Source organism: Antarctobacter jejuensis (assembly GCF_052266595.1).
GTDB classification, from domain to species: Bacteria; Pseudomonadota; Alphaproteobacteria; order Rhodobacterales; family Rhodobacteraceae; genus Antarctobacter; species Antarctobacter jejuensis.
On the sequence record NZ_JBQQXJ010000015.1, the window covers coordinates 18,032 to 30,957 of the forward strand.

Annotated in this window: 11 protein-coding genes; 6 read left to right on the forward strand and 5 right to left on the reverse strand. The window is 62.8% G+C overall.

Annotation, left to right across the window (positions count from 1 at the left end):
- Positions 1–151 precede the first annotated feature (151 nt).
- The 4 genes from rimP to infB are packed head-to-tail and all read left to right on the forward strand — an operon-like array spanning position 152 to position 5,527.
- The gene (gene rimP, locus ACTXGA_RS18730; protein WP_443396136.1) at positions 152–748 is read left to right on the forward strand and encodes a ribosome maturation factor RimP; all 597 of its coding nucleotides are present in this window, start codon (positions 152–154) and stop codon (positions 746–748) included.
- Between the two features lie 2 nt (positions 749–750).
- The gene (gene nusA, locus ACTXGA_RS18735; RefSeq protein WP_443396137.1) at positions 751–2,376 is read left to right on the forward strand and encodes a transcription termination factor NusA; all 1,626 of its coding nucleotides are present in this window, start codon (positions 751–753) and stop codon (positions 2,374–2,376) included.
- A 7-nt stretch (positions 2,377–2,383) separates the two neighbouring features.
- Positions 2,384–3,019 carry an RNA-binding protein gene (locus ACTXGA_RS18740; RefSeq protein WP_443396138.1) on the forward strand — a complete coding sequence of 212 codons (636 nt, stop codon included), beginning with the start codon at positions 2,384–2,386 and terminating at the stop codon, positions 3,017–3,019.
- Positions 3,020–3,028: 9 nt separating this feature from the next.
- Positions 3,029–5,527: a translation initiation factor IF-2 gene (gene infB / locus ACTXGA_RS18745; RefSeq protein ID WP_443396139.1), complete on the forward strand. Its 2,499-nt coding sequence runs from the start codon at positions 3,029–3,031 to the stop codon at positions 5,525–5,527.
- Between the two features lie 90 nt (positions 5,528–5,617).
- On the opposite strand, the gene ACTXGA_RS18750 is transcribed toward infB, so the two are convergent.
- Complete coding sequence (locus ACTXGA_RS18750) at positions 5,618–6,181, reverse strand: carboxymuconolactone decarboxylase family protein (RefSeq protein ID WP_443396140.1); 564 nt, start codon at positions 6,179–6,181, stop codon at positions 5,618–5,620.
- Positions 6,182–6,335: 154 nt separating this feature from the next.
- Between ACTXGA_RS18750 and ACTXGA_RS18755 the strand changes: the two genes are divergently transcribed.
- On the forward strand, positions 6,336–6,965 hold the full coding sequence (locus tag ACTXGA_RS18755) for a TetR/AcrR family transcriptional regulator (RefSeq protein ID WP_443396141.1): 630 nt from the start codon (positions 6,336–6,338) through the stop codon (positions 6,963–6,965).
- A 34-nt stretch (positions 6,966–6,999) separates the two neighbouring features.
- Here ACTXGA_RS18755 and ACTXGA_RS18760 read toward each other — a convergent pair whose 3' ends face one another.
- The 4 genes from ACTXGA_RS18760 to ACTXGA_RS18775 form a co-directional block, all read right to left on the reverse strand.
- Positions 7,000–7,122: a hypothetical protein gene (locus ACTXGA_RS18760; RefSeq protein ID WP_443396142.1), complete on the reverse strand. Its 123-nt coding sequence runs from the start codon at positions 7,120–7,122 to the stop codon at positions 7,000–7,002.
- 180 nt (positions 7,123–7,302) lie between these two features.
- Positions 7,303–7,701 carry an 8-oxo-dGTP diphosphatase MutT gene (mutT, locus tag ACTXGA_RS18765; protein WP_443396143.1) on the reverse strand — a complete coding sequence of 133 codons (399 nt, stop codon included), beginning with the start codon at positions 7,699–7,701 and terminating at the stop codon, positions 7,303–7,305.
- A 103-nt stretch (positions 7,702–7,804) separates the two neighbouring features.
- Positions 7,805–9,022: a bifunctional glutamate N-acetyltransferase/amino-acid acetyltransferase ArgJ gene (argJ, locus tag ACTXGA_RS18770; RefSeq protein ID WP_443396144.1), complete on the reverse strand. Its 1,218-nt coding sequence runs from the start codon at positions 9,020–9,022 to the stop codon at positions 7,805–7,807.
- Between the two features lie 4 nt (positions 9,023–9,026).
- Entirely contained in the window at positions 9,027–9,878 is an 852-nt protein-coding gene (locus ACTXGA_RS18775) for a peptidylprolyl isomerase (protein WP_443396145.1), read from the reverse strand.
- Between the two features lie 175 nt (positions 9,879–10,053).
- Between ACTXGA_RS18775 and secA the strand changes: the two genes are divergently transcribed.
- A complete protein-coding gene (secA, locus tag ACTXGA_RS18780; protein WP_443396146.1) occupies positions 10,054–12,819 on the forward strand; it encodes a preprotein translocase subunit SecA in 2,766 nt (921 codons plus the stop codon).
- Positions 12,820–12,926 lie beyond the last annotated feature (107 nt).

Below are 12,926 nucleotides of genomic sequence, written 5' to 3' on the forward strand. Positions count from 1 at the left end.
CCCATGTGCGGCGAATCCGCTTGCCTTTCGCGGACAGCCCCCCTATATCCGGCTCAACAGCGGTGCGCTGGGGTCCAAACCCGGTGCCCTTCGATGCTTTCGCAAACGGGCCGCTGGCCCGTTTTTTTGTGCCTGAAAGGCAGGACCGACAATGACCGAGATGATTGCCAAGACAGGCATGGACAAACGGCTTGCCGAGATTGTCCAGCCGGTGATCGAAGACATGGGGTTCGAGCTGGTGCGTATTCGTCTGATGGGGGGACAGGTGCCCACCCTGCAGATCATGGCCGAGCGTCCCGCGGGCGGGATCGAGGTCGACGAATGCGCAGAGATTTCGACCGCCGTCTCCGCCATTCTGGATGTCGAGGACCCGATTCTGGACACCTATACGCTGGAAGTGTCCAGCCCCGGGATCGACCGCCCGCTGACACGGCTGAAAGACTTCGAGACCTATGAGGGTTACGAGGTCAAGCTGGAGACCGCCGATATGATCGAAGGCCGCAAACGCTTTCGCGGCGTTCTGGCGGGCGTCGAAGAAGACGAGGTTCTGGTGAACCTCGAAGAAGGCACCATCGGCCTGAAATTCGATTGGCTGGTGGATGCCAAGCTCATCCTGACGGACGAGCTGATCCGCGAGATGCTGAAGGCGCGCAAGAAAGCCGCCGCAACGGACACGGACGAGCCGGTCCTTGACGAAACCAAGTTCGACGAGATCGAGACCGAAGCGTCTCGCGAGGAGGAGAAATAAGAATGGCAATCACCTCTGCAAACCAGCTGGAACTTCTGCAGACCGCCGAGGCGGTGGCGCGCGAGAAGATGATCGACCCCGGTCTGGTCGTCGAAGCGATGGAAGAATCGCTCGCCCGCGCGGCGAAGTCCCGCTACGGCGCGGAAATGGACATCCGCGTCAGCATCGACCGCAAGACCGGCCGCGCCACCTTTACCCGTGTGCGCACCGTGGTCGAAGACGAGGAACTGGAAAACTACCAGGCGGAATTCACCGTTGAGCAGGCCAAGCAGTACATGGCCGAGCCCAAGGTCGGTGACACCTTTGTCGAGGAAGTGCCGCCGGTCGAGCTGGGCCGGATCGCGGCGCAATCCGCCAAGCAGGTGATCCTGCAGAAGGTCCGCGAAGCCGAGCGTGACCGCCAGTACGAAGAATTCAAGGATCGCGCAGGCACCATCATCAACGGTCTGGTCAAGCGCGAGGAATACGGCAACGTCATCGTCGACGTGGGCCGTGGCGAAGCCATCCTGCGCCGCAACGAAAAGATCGGCCGCGAATCGTATCGCCCCGGCGACCGCATCCGCTGCTACATCAAGGATGTGCGCCGCGAAGCGCGCGGCCCGCAGATCTTCCTGTCGCGGACCGATCCGCAGTTCATGGCCGAACTGTTCAAGATGGAAGTGCCGGAAATCTACGACGGCATCATCGAGATCAAGGCCGTGGCCCGTGACCCCGGTTCGCGCGCCAAGATCGGCGTCGTGTCCTACGACAATGGCATCGACCCGGTCGGCGCCTGTGTCGGTATGCGCGGCAGCCGCGTGCAGGCCGTGGTGAACGAACTGCAGGGTGAAAAGATCGACATCATCCCGTGGAACGAGGACATGCCGACCTTCCTTGTGAACGCCCTGCAACCGGCAGAGGTGTCCAAGGTGGTTCTGGACGAAGAGGCAGAGCGCATCGAGGTCGTCGTGCCGGATGAGCAGCTGAGCCTTGCCATCGGCCGTCGCGGTCAGAACGTGCGTCTGGCCAGCCAGCTGACCGGTCTGGACATCGACATCATGACCGAGGAAGAGGAATCGAAGCGTCGTCAGGCCGAGTTCGAGGAACGCACCAAGCTGTTCATGGAAACGCTGGACGTCGACGAATTCTTTGCCCAGCTTCTGGTTTCCGAAGGCTTCACCAACCTCGAAGAGGTTGCCTATGTGGAGATGGACGAACTGCTGGTGATTGACGGTGTCGACGAAGGCACCGCCGAGGAACTGCAGACCCGGGCCCGCGAGAATCTGGAAGAGCAGGCGCGCAAGGCGCTGGAACGGGCGCGCGAACTGGGCGTGGACGACAGCCTTGTGAACTTTGAAGGCCTGACGCCGCAGATGCTGGAAGCGCTGGCGGAAGATGGAATCAAGACCCTGGAAGACTTTGCAACCTGCGCCGACTGGGAACTGGCCGGTGGCTGGACCACGGCGAACGGTCAGCGGGTCAAGGATGACGGCCTGCTGGAGAAGTTCGAAGTGGACCTTGAGGAAGCGCAGAACATGGTGATGACCGCGCGCGTCCTGCTGGGCTGGGTCGACCCGACCGAGCTGGAAGCCGAAGAAGAGGCCGAAGAGCTGGACGGTGACGCCGCAGCCGATGAGGACGAGGCGTAACAGCACGATGAGTCGCGGCGGAAAGGACAAGGAACAGCCGGACGGGCCGGAGCGGAAGTGCATCGCCACAGGCGAAGTGCAGCCGAAAGACGGCTTGATCCGGTTCGTTCTTGGGCCGGATGAGCGGATTGTGCCTGATCTGGCTGGTAAATTGCCGGGACGGGGCTTATATGTGTCCGCCAACCGGGCAGCCATTGAGAAGGCAGCTGCCAAGGGACTGTTCTCGCGGGCAATGAAGCAGCCGGTCAAAGTACCGGACGGGCTGGCCGATCTGATCGAGCAAATGCTGGTGAAGCGGGTGGTCGATCTGATCTCTTTGGCCCGCAAGTCAGGGGAGGCCGTCTCTGGTTATGAGAAGGTCAAGTCCTGGCTGCAATCGGAAGAGGCCACTGTGCTGATCCAGGCTGAGGACGGCTCTGGCCGGGGGAAGTCGAAACTTTCTACGCCATATGGCGGGCGGTATATCGGCTGGCTGACGGCGGATGAACTGGGCGCGGCTTTTGGCCGACAAACTGTCATACACGCGGCGCTAGGCTCTGGCGGACTCGTTCCGCGTATTGTAGAGGAAGCCCAACGCTTGAAGGGTGTACGCATCGCGGATACCGATGCGGATCGCGGTGGCAGGGGCCACCGGAAAGGATGAAGAAGCTTTATGAGCGATAACGACGGCAAAAAGACCTTGGGTGTACGTGGTGGCGGTTCCCGTTCGGGGAGCGTGAAGCAGAGCTTCAGCCATGGGCGGACCAAGAACGTCGTGGTGGAGACCAAACGCAAGCGCGTCGTGGTGCCCAAGCCGGGTGCGGCGGGTGCTGCGGGTGGCGGCAAAGGTGGCCAGGTCGGCGGATCCGGGGGCAAACGGCCCGCCGGGATTTCCGACGCGGAGATGGAGCGCCGCCTGAAGGCGCTGCAGGCAGCCAAGGCACGCGAATCCGAGGAAACCGCCAAGCGCGCGGCCGAAGAAAAGGCCCGCGCAGAAGAGCGCGATCGTATGCGCGCCGAAAAGGAACAGAAAGAGCGCGAACAGCGCGAGGCCGAAGAGGCCCTGCGCCGCAAGGCAGAGGAAGAAGAGCGCAAGCAGCGCGAGGCAGAGGAAGCCGCCAAGGCGGCCGCTGTCGCCGCCGCGCAGCCCGCGCCCAAGGCCGATGAACCGGCCCGCGCCAAGCCCAAGGGTGGCGACGCTCCGCGCCGCGCCCCGGAACGCGACAAGGGTGACGATCAACGCAGCCGCGGTCGTGGCCGTGACGATGGCAACCGCCGCTCCGGCAAGCTGACGCTGAACCAGGCGCTTGGCGGCGAAGGTGGTCGTCAGAAGTCCATGGCCGCGATGAAGCGCAAGCAGGAACGTGCCCGGCAAAAGGCCATGGGTGGCGTTCAGCAGCGCGAAAAGGTTGTCCGCGAGGTCAAACTGCCCGAGGTGATCACGGTGGCCGAACTGGCCAACCGGATGGCCGAACGGGTGGGTGACGTGGTCAAGTCGCTGATGAACAATGGCATCATGGCGACCCAGAACCAGTCCATCGACGCCGACACCGCCGAACTCATCATCGAGGAATTCGGCCACAAGGTGACGCGCGTTTCCGACGCCGACGTCGAGGATGTGATCAAAGAGGTCGAGGACAAGCCCGAAGACCTCAAGTCGCGTCCGCCCGTGATCACGATCATGGGTCACGTCGACCACGGCAAGACCTCGCTTCTGGATGCGATCCGCAACGCCAAGGTGACCGCGGGCGAGGCCGGTGGCATCACTCAGCATATCGGCGCCTACCAGGTGACGACGGACAATGGTGCGGTCCTGTCCTTCCTCGACACGCCGGGCCACGCGGCCTTTACTTCGATGCGTTCGCGCGGGGCACAGGTGACGGATATCGTCGTTCTGGTGGTGGCCGCGGATGACGCGGTGATGCCGCAGACGATCGAAGCCATTAACCACGCCAAGGCGGCGGGTGTGCCGATGATCGTGGCGATCAACAAGGTCGACAAACCCTCTGCAAACCCGACCAAGGTGCGCACCGATCTGCTTCAGCATGAAGTGATCGTCGAGGAAATGTCCGGCGAAGTGCAGGATGTCGAGGTTTCGGCCATTACCGGCCAGGGCCTGGACGAACTGCTGGAAGCCATCGCGCTGCAGGCCGAAATCCTGGAACTGAAAGCCAACCCCGATCGCTCTGCCGAAGGCGCGGTGATCGAGGCACAGCTGGACGTGGGCCGCGGCCCCGTCGCGACGGTTCTGGTGCAGAACGGCACGCTGAAACAAGGCGATATCTTTGTTGTGGGTGAGCAGTACGGCAAGGTCCGTGCGCTGATCAACGACAAGGGCGAGCGAGTGCAGGAAGCCGGTCCTTCGGTTCCGGTCGAGGTTCTTGGCCTCAACGGCACGCCCGAGGCGGGCGACGTTCTGAACGTCGTCGCGACCGAGGCGCAGGCCCGCGAAATCGCCGAGTACCGCGCCAATCTGGCCAAGGAAAAGCGCGCCGCTGCCGGTGCCGCGACCACGCTGGACCAGCTGCTGCAAAAGGCCAAGGACGACGAGAACGTTTCCGAGCTGCCGATTGTGGTCAAGGCCGACGTGCAGGGTTCTGCCGAAGCCATCGTTCAGGCGATGGAAAAGATCGGCAACGACGAGGTGCGCGTGCGCGTCATCCACTATGGCGTGGGTGCGATCACCGAAACCGACGTGGGCCTTGCCGAAGCGTCGGGCTGCCCGGTCATCGGCTTCAACGTGCGTGCCAATGCCTCTGCCCGTCAGGGTGCGAACCAGAAGGGCGTGGAGATCCGTTACTACTCGGTGATCTACGATCTTGTGGACGACGTGAAAGCGGCGGCCTCGGGCCTGCTGTCGAACGAGATCCGCGAGAACTTCATCGGCTACGCCTCGATCAAGGAAGTCTTCAAGGTGTCCAACGTCGGCAAGGTCGCCGGCTGTCTGGTCACCGAAGGTGTCGCCCGCCGTTCGGCCGGTGTGCGCCTGCTGCGCGACGACGTGGTGATCCACGAAGGCACGCTGAAGACGCTGAAGCGTTTCAAGGACGAGGTTGCCGAGGTGCAATCCGGTCAGGAATGCGGCATGGCGTTTGAAAACTACGACGACATTCGCGCAGGCGACGTCATCGAAATCTTTGAGCGTGAAGAGATCGTGCGCAAGCTCGACTGATCACGCGCTCATCCGAACAAGGAAAGGCCGGCGAAATTCGCCGGCCTTTTTCGTTTGGGGGCTGTGGCCCGGGGCGCCTCAGGGGAGGCTTCAGGCGGCCTTGTCGGTCTTGGACCAAGCGAATTTCTCAAACACCTTGTCGACCGGCGTGCGGGCAAGGTGGTTGGTGTAGTTCGACATGATCTTCTGGCTGTAGCCAAGGATCACGTCGAGGATGCTCTGATGGGTATATCCCGCATCCAGAAAGGCCTGAACGTCCTCATCGGCCACAAAGCCGTTCTGACGCACCAGTTTCAGAGTGAAGGTGCGCAGCGCTTCGAGCTTGGCGTTGGGCAGCGGGGTTTCGTCGCGCAGGGCGTTGGTGACGGCATCGTCGACGCCCATCTGTTTGGCGATCCCGGTGTGGGCGGGCACGCAGTAATGGCATGCGTTTGCGACGTTGATGGTCTGCCAGACCACGGTCAACTCATCCTTGTCGAAGGCGGTCTTTTGAAACAGCGAGTGCAGCGTCTGATACCCTTCGAGCAGGGCCGGGGATTCAGCCATCACACGGTGCAGGCCCGGCAGACGACCGAAGGCAGCCTTGGATTTTTCAAGCAGGGGCTTGGAGGCATCGGGGGCGGTGGTTTCGTCATGAAAGGTAAATTCGGTCATCTGTCTCTCCTTGCTCTGGGCCGGGTTGGCCCGTCGATGTGCGAGAGATAGTCAATTTGAGCAACCACTCAATGATATATTTGAGCATTCACTCAAGCGTGAGCCCGCGCAACAAGGCGAGGACAAGCGCGGCGGAAGGGCCTATATCAATCGAATGACACGCGCCCGCCCCTATGACCGTGACGCCGCACTGGACGCGGCGTTGACCCTGTTCTGGCAGAAGGGGTATCACGCGACCTCATTGAAGGATCTGGAAAGCGCCCTGCACATGAAGCCGGGCAGCATCTATGCCGCCTTCAAGAGCAAGGAGGCGCTGTTCCTGCTGGCGCTGGAGCGCTACTACGAACGCAACGTTCAGAGCATTCGGGCGCAGATGGCCGAGCGGTCATCGCCTCTTGCGGCGCTGGCCGCGTTTCTGAGATCATTCGCGCAGGAAGAGGCAGACGACCCCAAGAGGCGCGCCTGCATGGTCGTGCGGACGATGCTGGACGCCACCGACGCCGAAGCAGCGCTGGCAGTACAATCGCGTTTGTACCTCGACCAGATGACCGGTGAATTCCAAAAGATCTTTGAAGCGGCCAAACAGGCGCGCGAGTTGCCTGACACTGCGGACACCGCACGTTTGGCCCGGCGTTTTCAGGCCAATCTCACCGCGCTGCGGATCGAGGCCCAGCGCGGCCTGCCGCGGGAGGATCTGGTGGCGCTTGCGGATGACATGGCCAACGAAGTGACTGAAATGGGCAAGAAAAAAGGGGCCGAGCACCGCTCTACCCCCACACACTGATTACGGAGCCTGACGCAAGCGTCTGGCGATACCTTCAGGCAGGTTTGCCGACGTAGACGTTATCGCCCACGCGGACCGAGATCCGGCCGTCCGGAAAGGTCTTTTCCAAGAACCCCTGTACGGACACGCAGCTGCCCAGAATGATCGTGCGAAGCATTCCGAATTCCCCCAATCTTAGTCTCAACGGGAGAATATGTAAGTTTGGTAAACAATTCCATAATGATTTGCGACAGATCCGCCTTAAAATCGCCGCTCAACCGCCCAAAATCCCCCCATTTGCGCTCAAAATACTGGCAACAGGGCAAAAACCCCGGAAACCGGGGGGTTGGGGGCTTGCCTATAGCCAATCCCTGAGAATCGGGATCAGCGGGATATCCGCGGGCGGCATCGGGTAATCGCGCAGCTCCTGCTTGCGGACCCATTTCAGCGCCTGCCCTTCCTGCGACTGCGGGATGCCGCCCCATTTGCGGCAGGCAAACAGCGGCATCAGCAGGTGGAAATCGTCATAGGCGTGCGAGGCGAAGGTCAGCGGGGCAAGGCAGCTGGACCAGGTCTCGATCCCCAGTTCCTCGTGCAATTCACGGATCAGCGCGGCCTCTGGCGTTTCCCCCTGCTCGACCTTGCCGCCGGGAAATTCCCAGAGACCGGCCATGCTCTTGCCTTCGGGACGCTGGGCCAGAAGGACGCGGCCATCGGCGTCGATGAGGGCGACGGCGGAGACGAGGATGATCTTCATTGCGGTGCGCTCTTGTTGAGGGACGGAGCGAGGGGCCAGCCCCTCGCGCTCCCCGAGGTATTTTCGGCCCAAAGAAGGGGGGCTGTGGTGCCCCCCTGACGGGTCATGACCGGTAGTCGGCGTTGATCTGGATGTAGCCGTGGGTCAGGTCACAGGTCCAGACGGTGGCCTGCCCGGCGCCCAGTCCCAGATCGACGTTGATGTCGATTTCCGGGCTTTTGAAATAGCCGGCGCCAGCCTCTTCGCGATAGCTGTCGGCGACCCAGCCCTTTTCCGCGACGAGGATCTCCCCGAAGCGGATCGAGATCAGGTCGCGGTCCGCCGCCGCGCCGGATTTGCCGATGGCCATGACGATGCGACCCCAGTTGGGGTCTTCGCCCGCGATGGCGGTCTTGACCAGCGGCGAGTTGGCGATGGCAAGGGCATGGGTGCGGGCATCGGCGTCCGTGGCCGCGCCGGTGACATGCACGGAGACGAATTTCGTCGCGCCTTCGCCGTCGCGCACCACCTGATGCGCAAGGTCCAGCATCACGCCATAGAGCGCCTGCGTGAATTCCGCGTTCCAGGTCACATCCACGCCGGAAGCCCCGGTGGCGGCCATCAGCAGCGTGTCCGAGGTGGAGGTATCGCTGTCGACGGTGATGTTGTTGAAGGTCTTGTCGGTCAGTTCCGTCAGCATGTTCTGCAGGTCGGCGCGGCCGATTTTGGCATCGGTGAAGATGTAGACCAGCATCGTCGCCATGTCGGGCGCGATCATGCCAGAGCCCTTGGCGATGCCCGCGATGCGCACGGTCTGGCCGTCCACGTCGATCTCTGCCGCCGCGCCTTTGGGAAAGGTGTCGGTGGTCATGATCGCGCGGGCGGCATCCGGCAGCGCGGCGTCGCTGAGGTTGGTGTTCAGCTCGGAGAGCTTGGCCGTGATGCGGTCATGTGGCAGCCGTTCGCCGATCACGCCGGTCGAACTGGTGAAGACGCGGTCCTCCGGCACGCCCGTCACCTTTGCCACCTCTTCGCAGATGGCCTTGACCGAGCCGTCCCCGGCGCGGCCGGTGAAGGCGTTGGAATTGCCCGAGTTGATGATGAAAGCGGCACCCTGGCCGCTGTCACCGGAGATCTTGCGCTGGCAGTCCAGCACGTTGGCCGAGCGCGTCGCCGAGCGCGTGAAGACACCCGCCACCGTGCTGCCCGGATCGAGCAGCGCCAGCATCACGTCGGGGCGGTTCTTGTACCGGACCCCGGCTTCGGCGATGGCGAAACGCGCGCCCCCGATGACCGGGAGCGCAGGGAAGGTGGCGGGGGCAAGCGGCGAGCGCGGCGGCATCGGGTCAGTCCGCCAGAAGGCCGAGGTTGTTCAGGACCGAGGTATCGATCTCGGCCCGGTCGATGCGGGTCACTTCGCCGCCATCGACCAGCCCGTCGATGAAGCTTTCGACCGCCTCACGCTGAATTTCCTGTTCCAGCGTGGCCTTCACCTGTTCCAGTTCCGGCGCCGCGATGGCGCGGGTTTCGTTCAGCTTGATAACGTGCCAGCCGAACTGGGTCTCTACCGGGGCGGAGATGCTGTCGGGTTCCATTTCGACAACCGCGGCCTCGAAGGGGGGCACCATGCGGCCCTTGCCGAACCAGCCCAGAACACCGCCGCTGGGGCCCGAGGGGCCGGTCGACTTGGCCTTGGCCGTTTCGGCGAAATCCGCGCCGCCATTGAGCTCTTCGATGATGGCCTTGGCCTCTTCCTCTGTTTCCACGAGGATGTGCGAGGCGTTGTATTCGACGCCCAGATCGGCATCTTCGTACTTGGCCTTGTAGGCGGCGGCGATGGCGTCATCGGTCACGGCGGCACCCGCCACGGCATTGATTGCCTCGGCAGCCAGCAGCGACCGCTTTTCGTTGTCCAGCGCGATGGTGACCCGCTTGGTCTCTTCGGCCTTGGCGGACTGTGCCAGCGATTCTTGCTGGATCAGTTGTTCCATCAGCCCATCCCAGAGCTGATCCGTCGGTGCCTGCTGAAAGCGCTCCGGCAGCGAGGCGCGGGCCATCAGCATGTGGCCAAAGGTGATGTCTGTGCCATTGACAGTCGCGATGACGGTGTCGGGCGTGATCTCTTGCTGCGCGGATGCGGGCATCGCAACGCAAAGCGCGAGCGCCGCGGCAGAGAGTTTCATGAGCGTTTTCGACATCGGGTCTTCCTCTATGATCGGTGCCGCGTCCCTGGGCGGCGTTGACACTGTTGTGCCGCCCCCTTACATGCCCGAAAGGCTCTGCGAGGCCGGTCTTTTGGTTCCGTCATATGGCTCATGTGCGAGGCGGGCAAGCAGATGCCGCACTTGACGCTGGAAACGGGTAGATCAGACGATGCTTGGAAAAATCGCGCGCAAGGTATTCGGCTCGCCGAACGACCGTAAGATCAAGGCCACACGTCCGCTTGTGGAAAAGATCAACGCGCTGGAGCCGGAGTTCGAGAAACTCGACGATGCCGGGCTGATCGCCAAGACAGAGGAGTTCAGGGAGCGTGTCGCCAAGGGCGAGAGCCTTGACGACCTGCTGCCCGAGGCCTTTGCCAACTGCCGCGAAGGCGCCAAGCGGGCACTGGGACTGCGCGCCTTTGACGTGCAGCTGATGGGCGGCATTTTCCTGCATCAGGGCAATATCGCGGAAATGAAGACTGGTGAGGGCAAGACGCTTGTCGCCACCTTCCCCGCCTATCTGAACGCGCTGACGGGCCGGGGCGTGCACATCGTCACCGTGAACGACTACCTTGCCAAGCGCGACGCCGAGTGGATGAGCAATGTCTACGGCGCCCTGGGCCTGACCACCGGTGTCGTCTATCCGCGCCAGCCCGACGACGAAAAGCAGCAGGCCTATGCCTGCGACATCACCTACGCCACCAACAACGAGCTTGGCTTCGACTATCTGCGCGACAACATGAAGTCCGAGCTGAACCAGATGCATCAGCGGGACCATTATTTCGCCATCGTCGACGAGGTCGATTCGATCCTGATCGATGAGGCGCGGACGCCGCTGATCATTTCCGGCCCCTCTCAGGACCGGTCAGAGCTGTATGTCGCCATCGACAAGCTGATCCCGGAACTGGACGACAGCCACTACACCGTCGACGAAAAGACCCGCAACGTGACCTTCACCGACGAGGGCAACGAATTTCTGGAACAGCTCCTGCAGCAGCGCGGGCAGCTGGAAGAGGGGCAGAGCCTCTACGATCCGGAAAGCACCACCATCGTGCACCACGTCAACCAGGCGATCCGGGCGCACAAGCTGTTCACCAAGGACAAGGATTACATCGTCCGCGACGGCGAGGTTGTGCTGATCGACGAATTTACCGGCCGCATGATGGCCGGTCGCCGTCTGTCCGACGGCCTGCATCAGGCCATCGAGGCCAAGGAAGGCGCGGACATCCAGCCCGAGAACGTGACGCTGGCCAGCGTGACCTTCCAGAACTACTTCCGCCTTTACGACAAGCTGGCCGGGATGACCGGCACCGCCGTCACCGAGGCCGAGGAGTTCGGCCAGATCTATGGTCTGGGTGTGGTCGAGGTGCCGACGAACAAACCCATCGCCCGGATTGACGACGACGACGCCGTGTACCGCACCGCCGCCGAAAAATATGCCGCCATCGTCGAGGAAATCCGCAAGGCGCATGAAAAGGGCCAGCCGGTTCTGGTGGGCACCACCTCGATCGAGAAGTCCGAGATGCTGAGCCAGTTGCTGACCAAGGCCGGGCTCAAGCACAACGTCCTGAACGCGCGCCAGCACGAGCAGGAGGCGCAGATCGTCGCCGATGCGGGCAAGCTGGGCGCTGTGACCATCGCCACCAACATGGCGGGCCGCGGCACCGACATCAAACTGGGCGGCAACGTCGAGTTCAAGATCATGGAAGCCATTGCGGCCAATCCCGACGCCGATCCCGAAGAGATCCGCACCCAGATCGAGACCCAGCACGAGGCCGACGAACAGGCGGTCAAGGATGCGGGCGGTCTGTTCGTTCTGGCGACCGAACGCCACGAATCGCGCCGGATCGACAACCAACTGCGCGGCCGTTCCGGCCGTCAGGGGGATCCGGGGCGGTCGTCCTTCTACCTCAGCCTCGAAGATGACCTGATGCGCATCTTCGGCTCCGAGCGTCTGGAAAAGGTGCTGTCGGGTCTGGGCATGAAAGACGGCGAGGCCATCGTTCACCCCTGGGTCAACAAGTCACTGGAGCGGGCGCAAGCCAAGGTCGAGGGCCGCAACTTTGACATCCGCAAGCAGCTGCTGAAGTTCGACGATGTGATGAACGACCAGCGGAAGGTGGTGTTCAGCCAGCGCCGCGAGATCATGGAAGCGGACGACGTTTCCGAGATCACGATGGACATGCGCCACGAGGTGATCGACGACCTGGTCGACATCTACGCCCCGCCCAAGGCCTATGCCGATCAGTGGGACATGCACGGACTCTATGCCGCCGCGCTGGAAAAGCTGGGCCTTGATCTGCCGATCATCGGCTGGGCGGAAGAGGATGGCGTCGATCAGGACGTGATCCGCGAGCGCCTGATCGAGGCCAGCGACAAGATGATGGCGGAAAAAACCGAGGCCTTCGGCCCCGACACCATGCGCCAGATCGAAAAGCAGGTTCTGCTGCAGACCATCGACGGCAAGTGGCGTGAGCACCTGCTGACGCTGGAGCATCTGCGGTCGGTCGTGGGCTTCCGCAGCTATGCGCAGCGGGATCCGCTGAACGAATACAAGAACGAATCCTTCCAGCTGTTCGAAAGCATGCTGGACAGCCTGCGCGCCACCGTCATCGAACAGCTGAGCCGCGTGCGCCCGATGTCCGAGGACGAGCAGAAGGCGATGATCGAAGAGATGCGTCGCCAGCAGGAAGAGATGCAGCGCCAGATGCAATCCGCCGCAGCCCCGGCCGGGGCGGGTGCGGAGCCTGCAGCAGGCGGGGCCGGAGCCGCGCCTGTCGCGGGTGCCGCCAGTGCGGCTGCCGCGGACGTGGCCGTGGCGGCCGAAAACTTCGACGAAAATGATCCGGCGACCTGGGGCAATCCGGGCCGGAACGACCCCTGCCCCTGCGGGTCGGGCAAGAAGTTCAAGCACTGCCACGGGCGTCTGAGCTGACCCCGGAATGTGTCGCGGGCGGCCCAATGGGCCCCCGCTACCGTTAACAAATGCCAAAATGACTCCGCTCGCGCGCCCCATGCGCGCCATGATTCGCGGCCAGATTG

Bases quoted from the DNA above. Each gene is read 5' to 3' on its own strand.
- rimP (WP_443396136.1), top strand. From the start codon at position 152: ATGACCGAGATGATTGCCAAGACAGGCATGGACAAACGGCTTGCCGAG.
- nusA (WP_443396137.1), top strand. From the start codon at position 751: ATGGCAATCACCTCTGCAAACCAGCTGGAACTTCTGCAGACCGCCGAG.
- ACTXGA_RS18740 (WP_443396138.1), top strand. From the start codon at position 2,384: ATGAGTCGCGGCGGAAAGGACAAGGAACAGCCGGACGGGCCGGAGCGG.
- infB (WP_443396139.1), top strand. From the start codon at position 3,029: ATGAGCGATAACGACGGCAAAAAGACCTTGGGTGTACGTGGTGGCGGT.
- ACTXGA_RS18750 (WP_443396140.1), bottom strand. From the start codon at position 6,181: ATGACCGAATTTACCTTTCATGACGAAACCACCGCCCCCGATGCCTCC.
- ACTXGA_RS18755 (WP_443396141.1), top strand. From the start codon at position 6,336: ATGACACGCGCCCGCCCCTATGACCGTGACGCCGCACTGGACGCGGCG.
- ACTXGA_RS18760 (WP_443396142.1), bottom strand. From the start codon at position 7,122: ATGCTTCGCACGATCATTCTGGGCAGCTGCGTGTCCGTACAGGGGTTC.
- mutT (WP_443396143.1), bottom strand. From the start codon at position 7,701: ATGAAGATCATCCTCGTCTCCGCCGTCGCCCTCATCGACGCCGATGGC.
- argJ (WP_443396144.1), bottom strand. From the start codon at position 9,022: ATGCCGCCGCGCTCGCCGCTTGCCCCCGCCACCTTCCCTGCGCTCCCG.
- ACTXGA_RS18775 (WP_443396145.1), bottom strand. From the start codon at position 9,878: ATGTCGAAAACGCTCATGAAACTCTCTGCCGCGGCGCTCGCGCTTTGC.
- secA (WP_443396146.1), top strand. From the start codon at position 10,054: ATGCTTGGAAAAATCGCGCGCAAGGTATTCGGCTCGCCGAACGACCGT.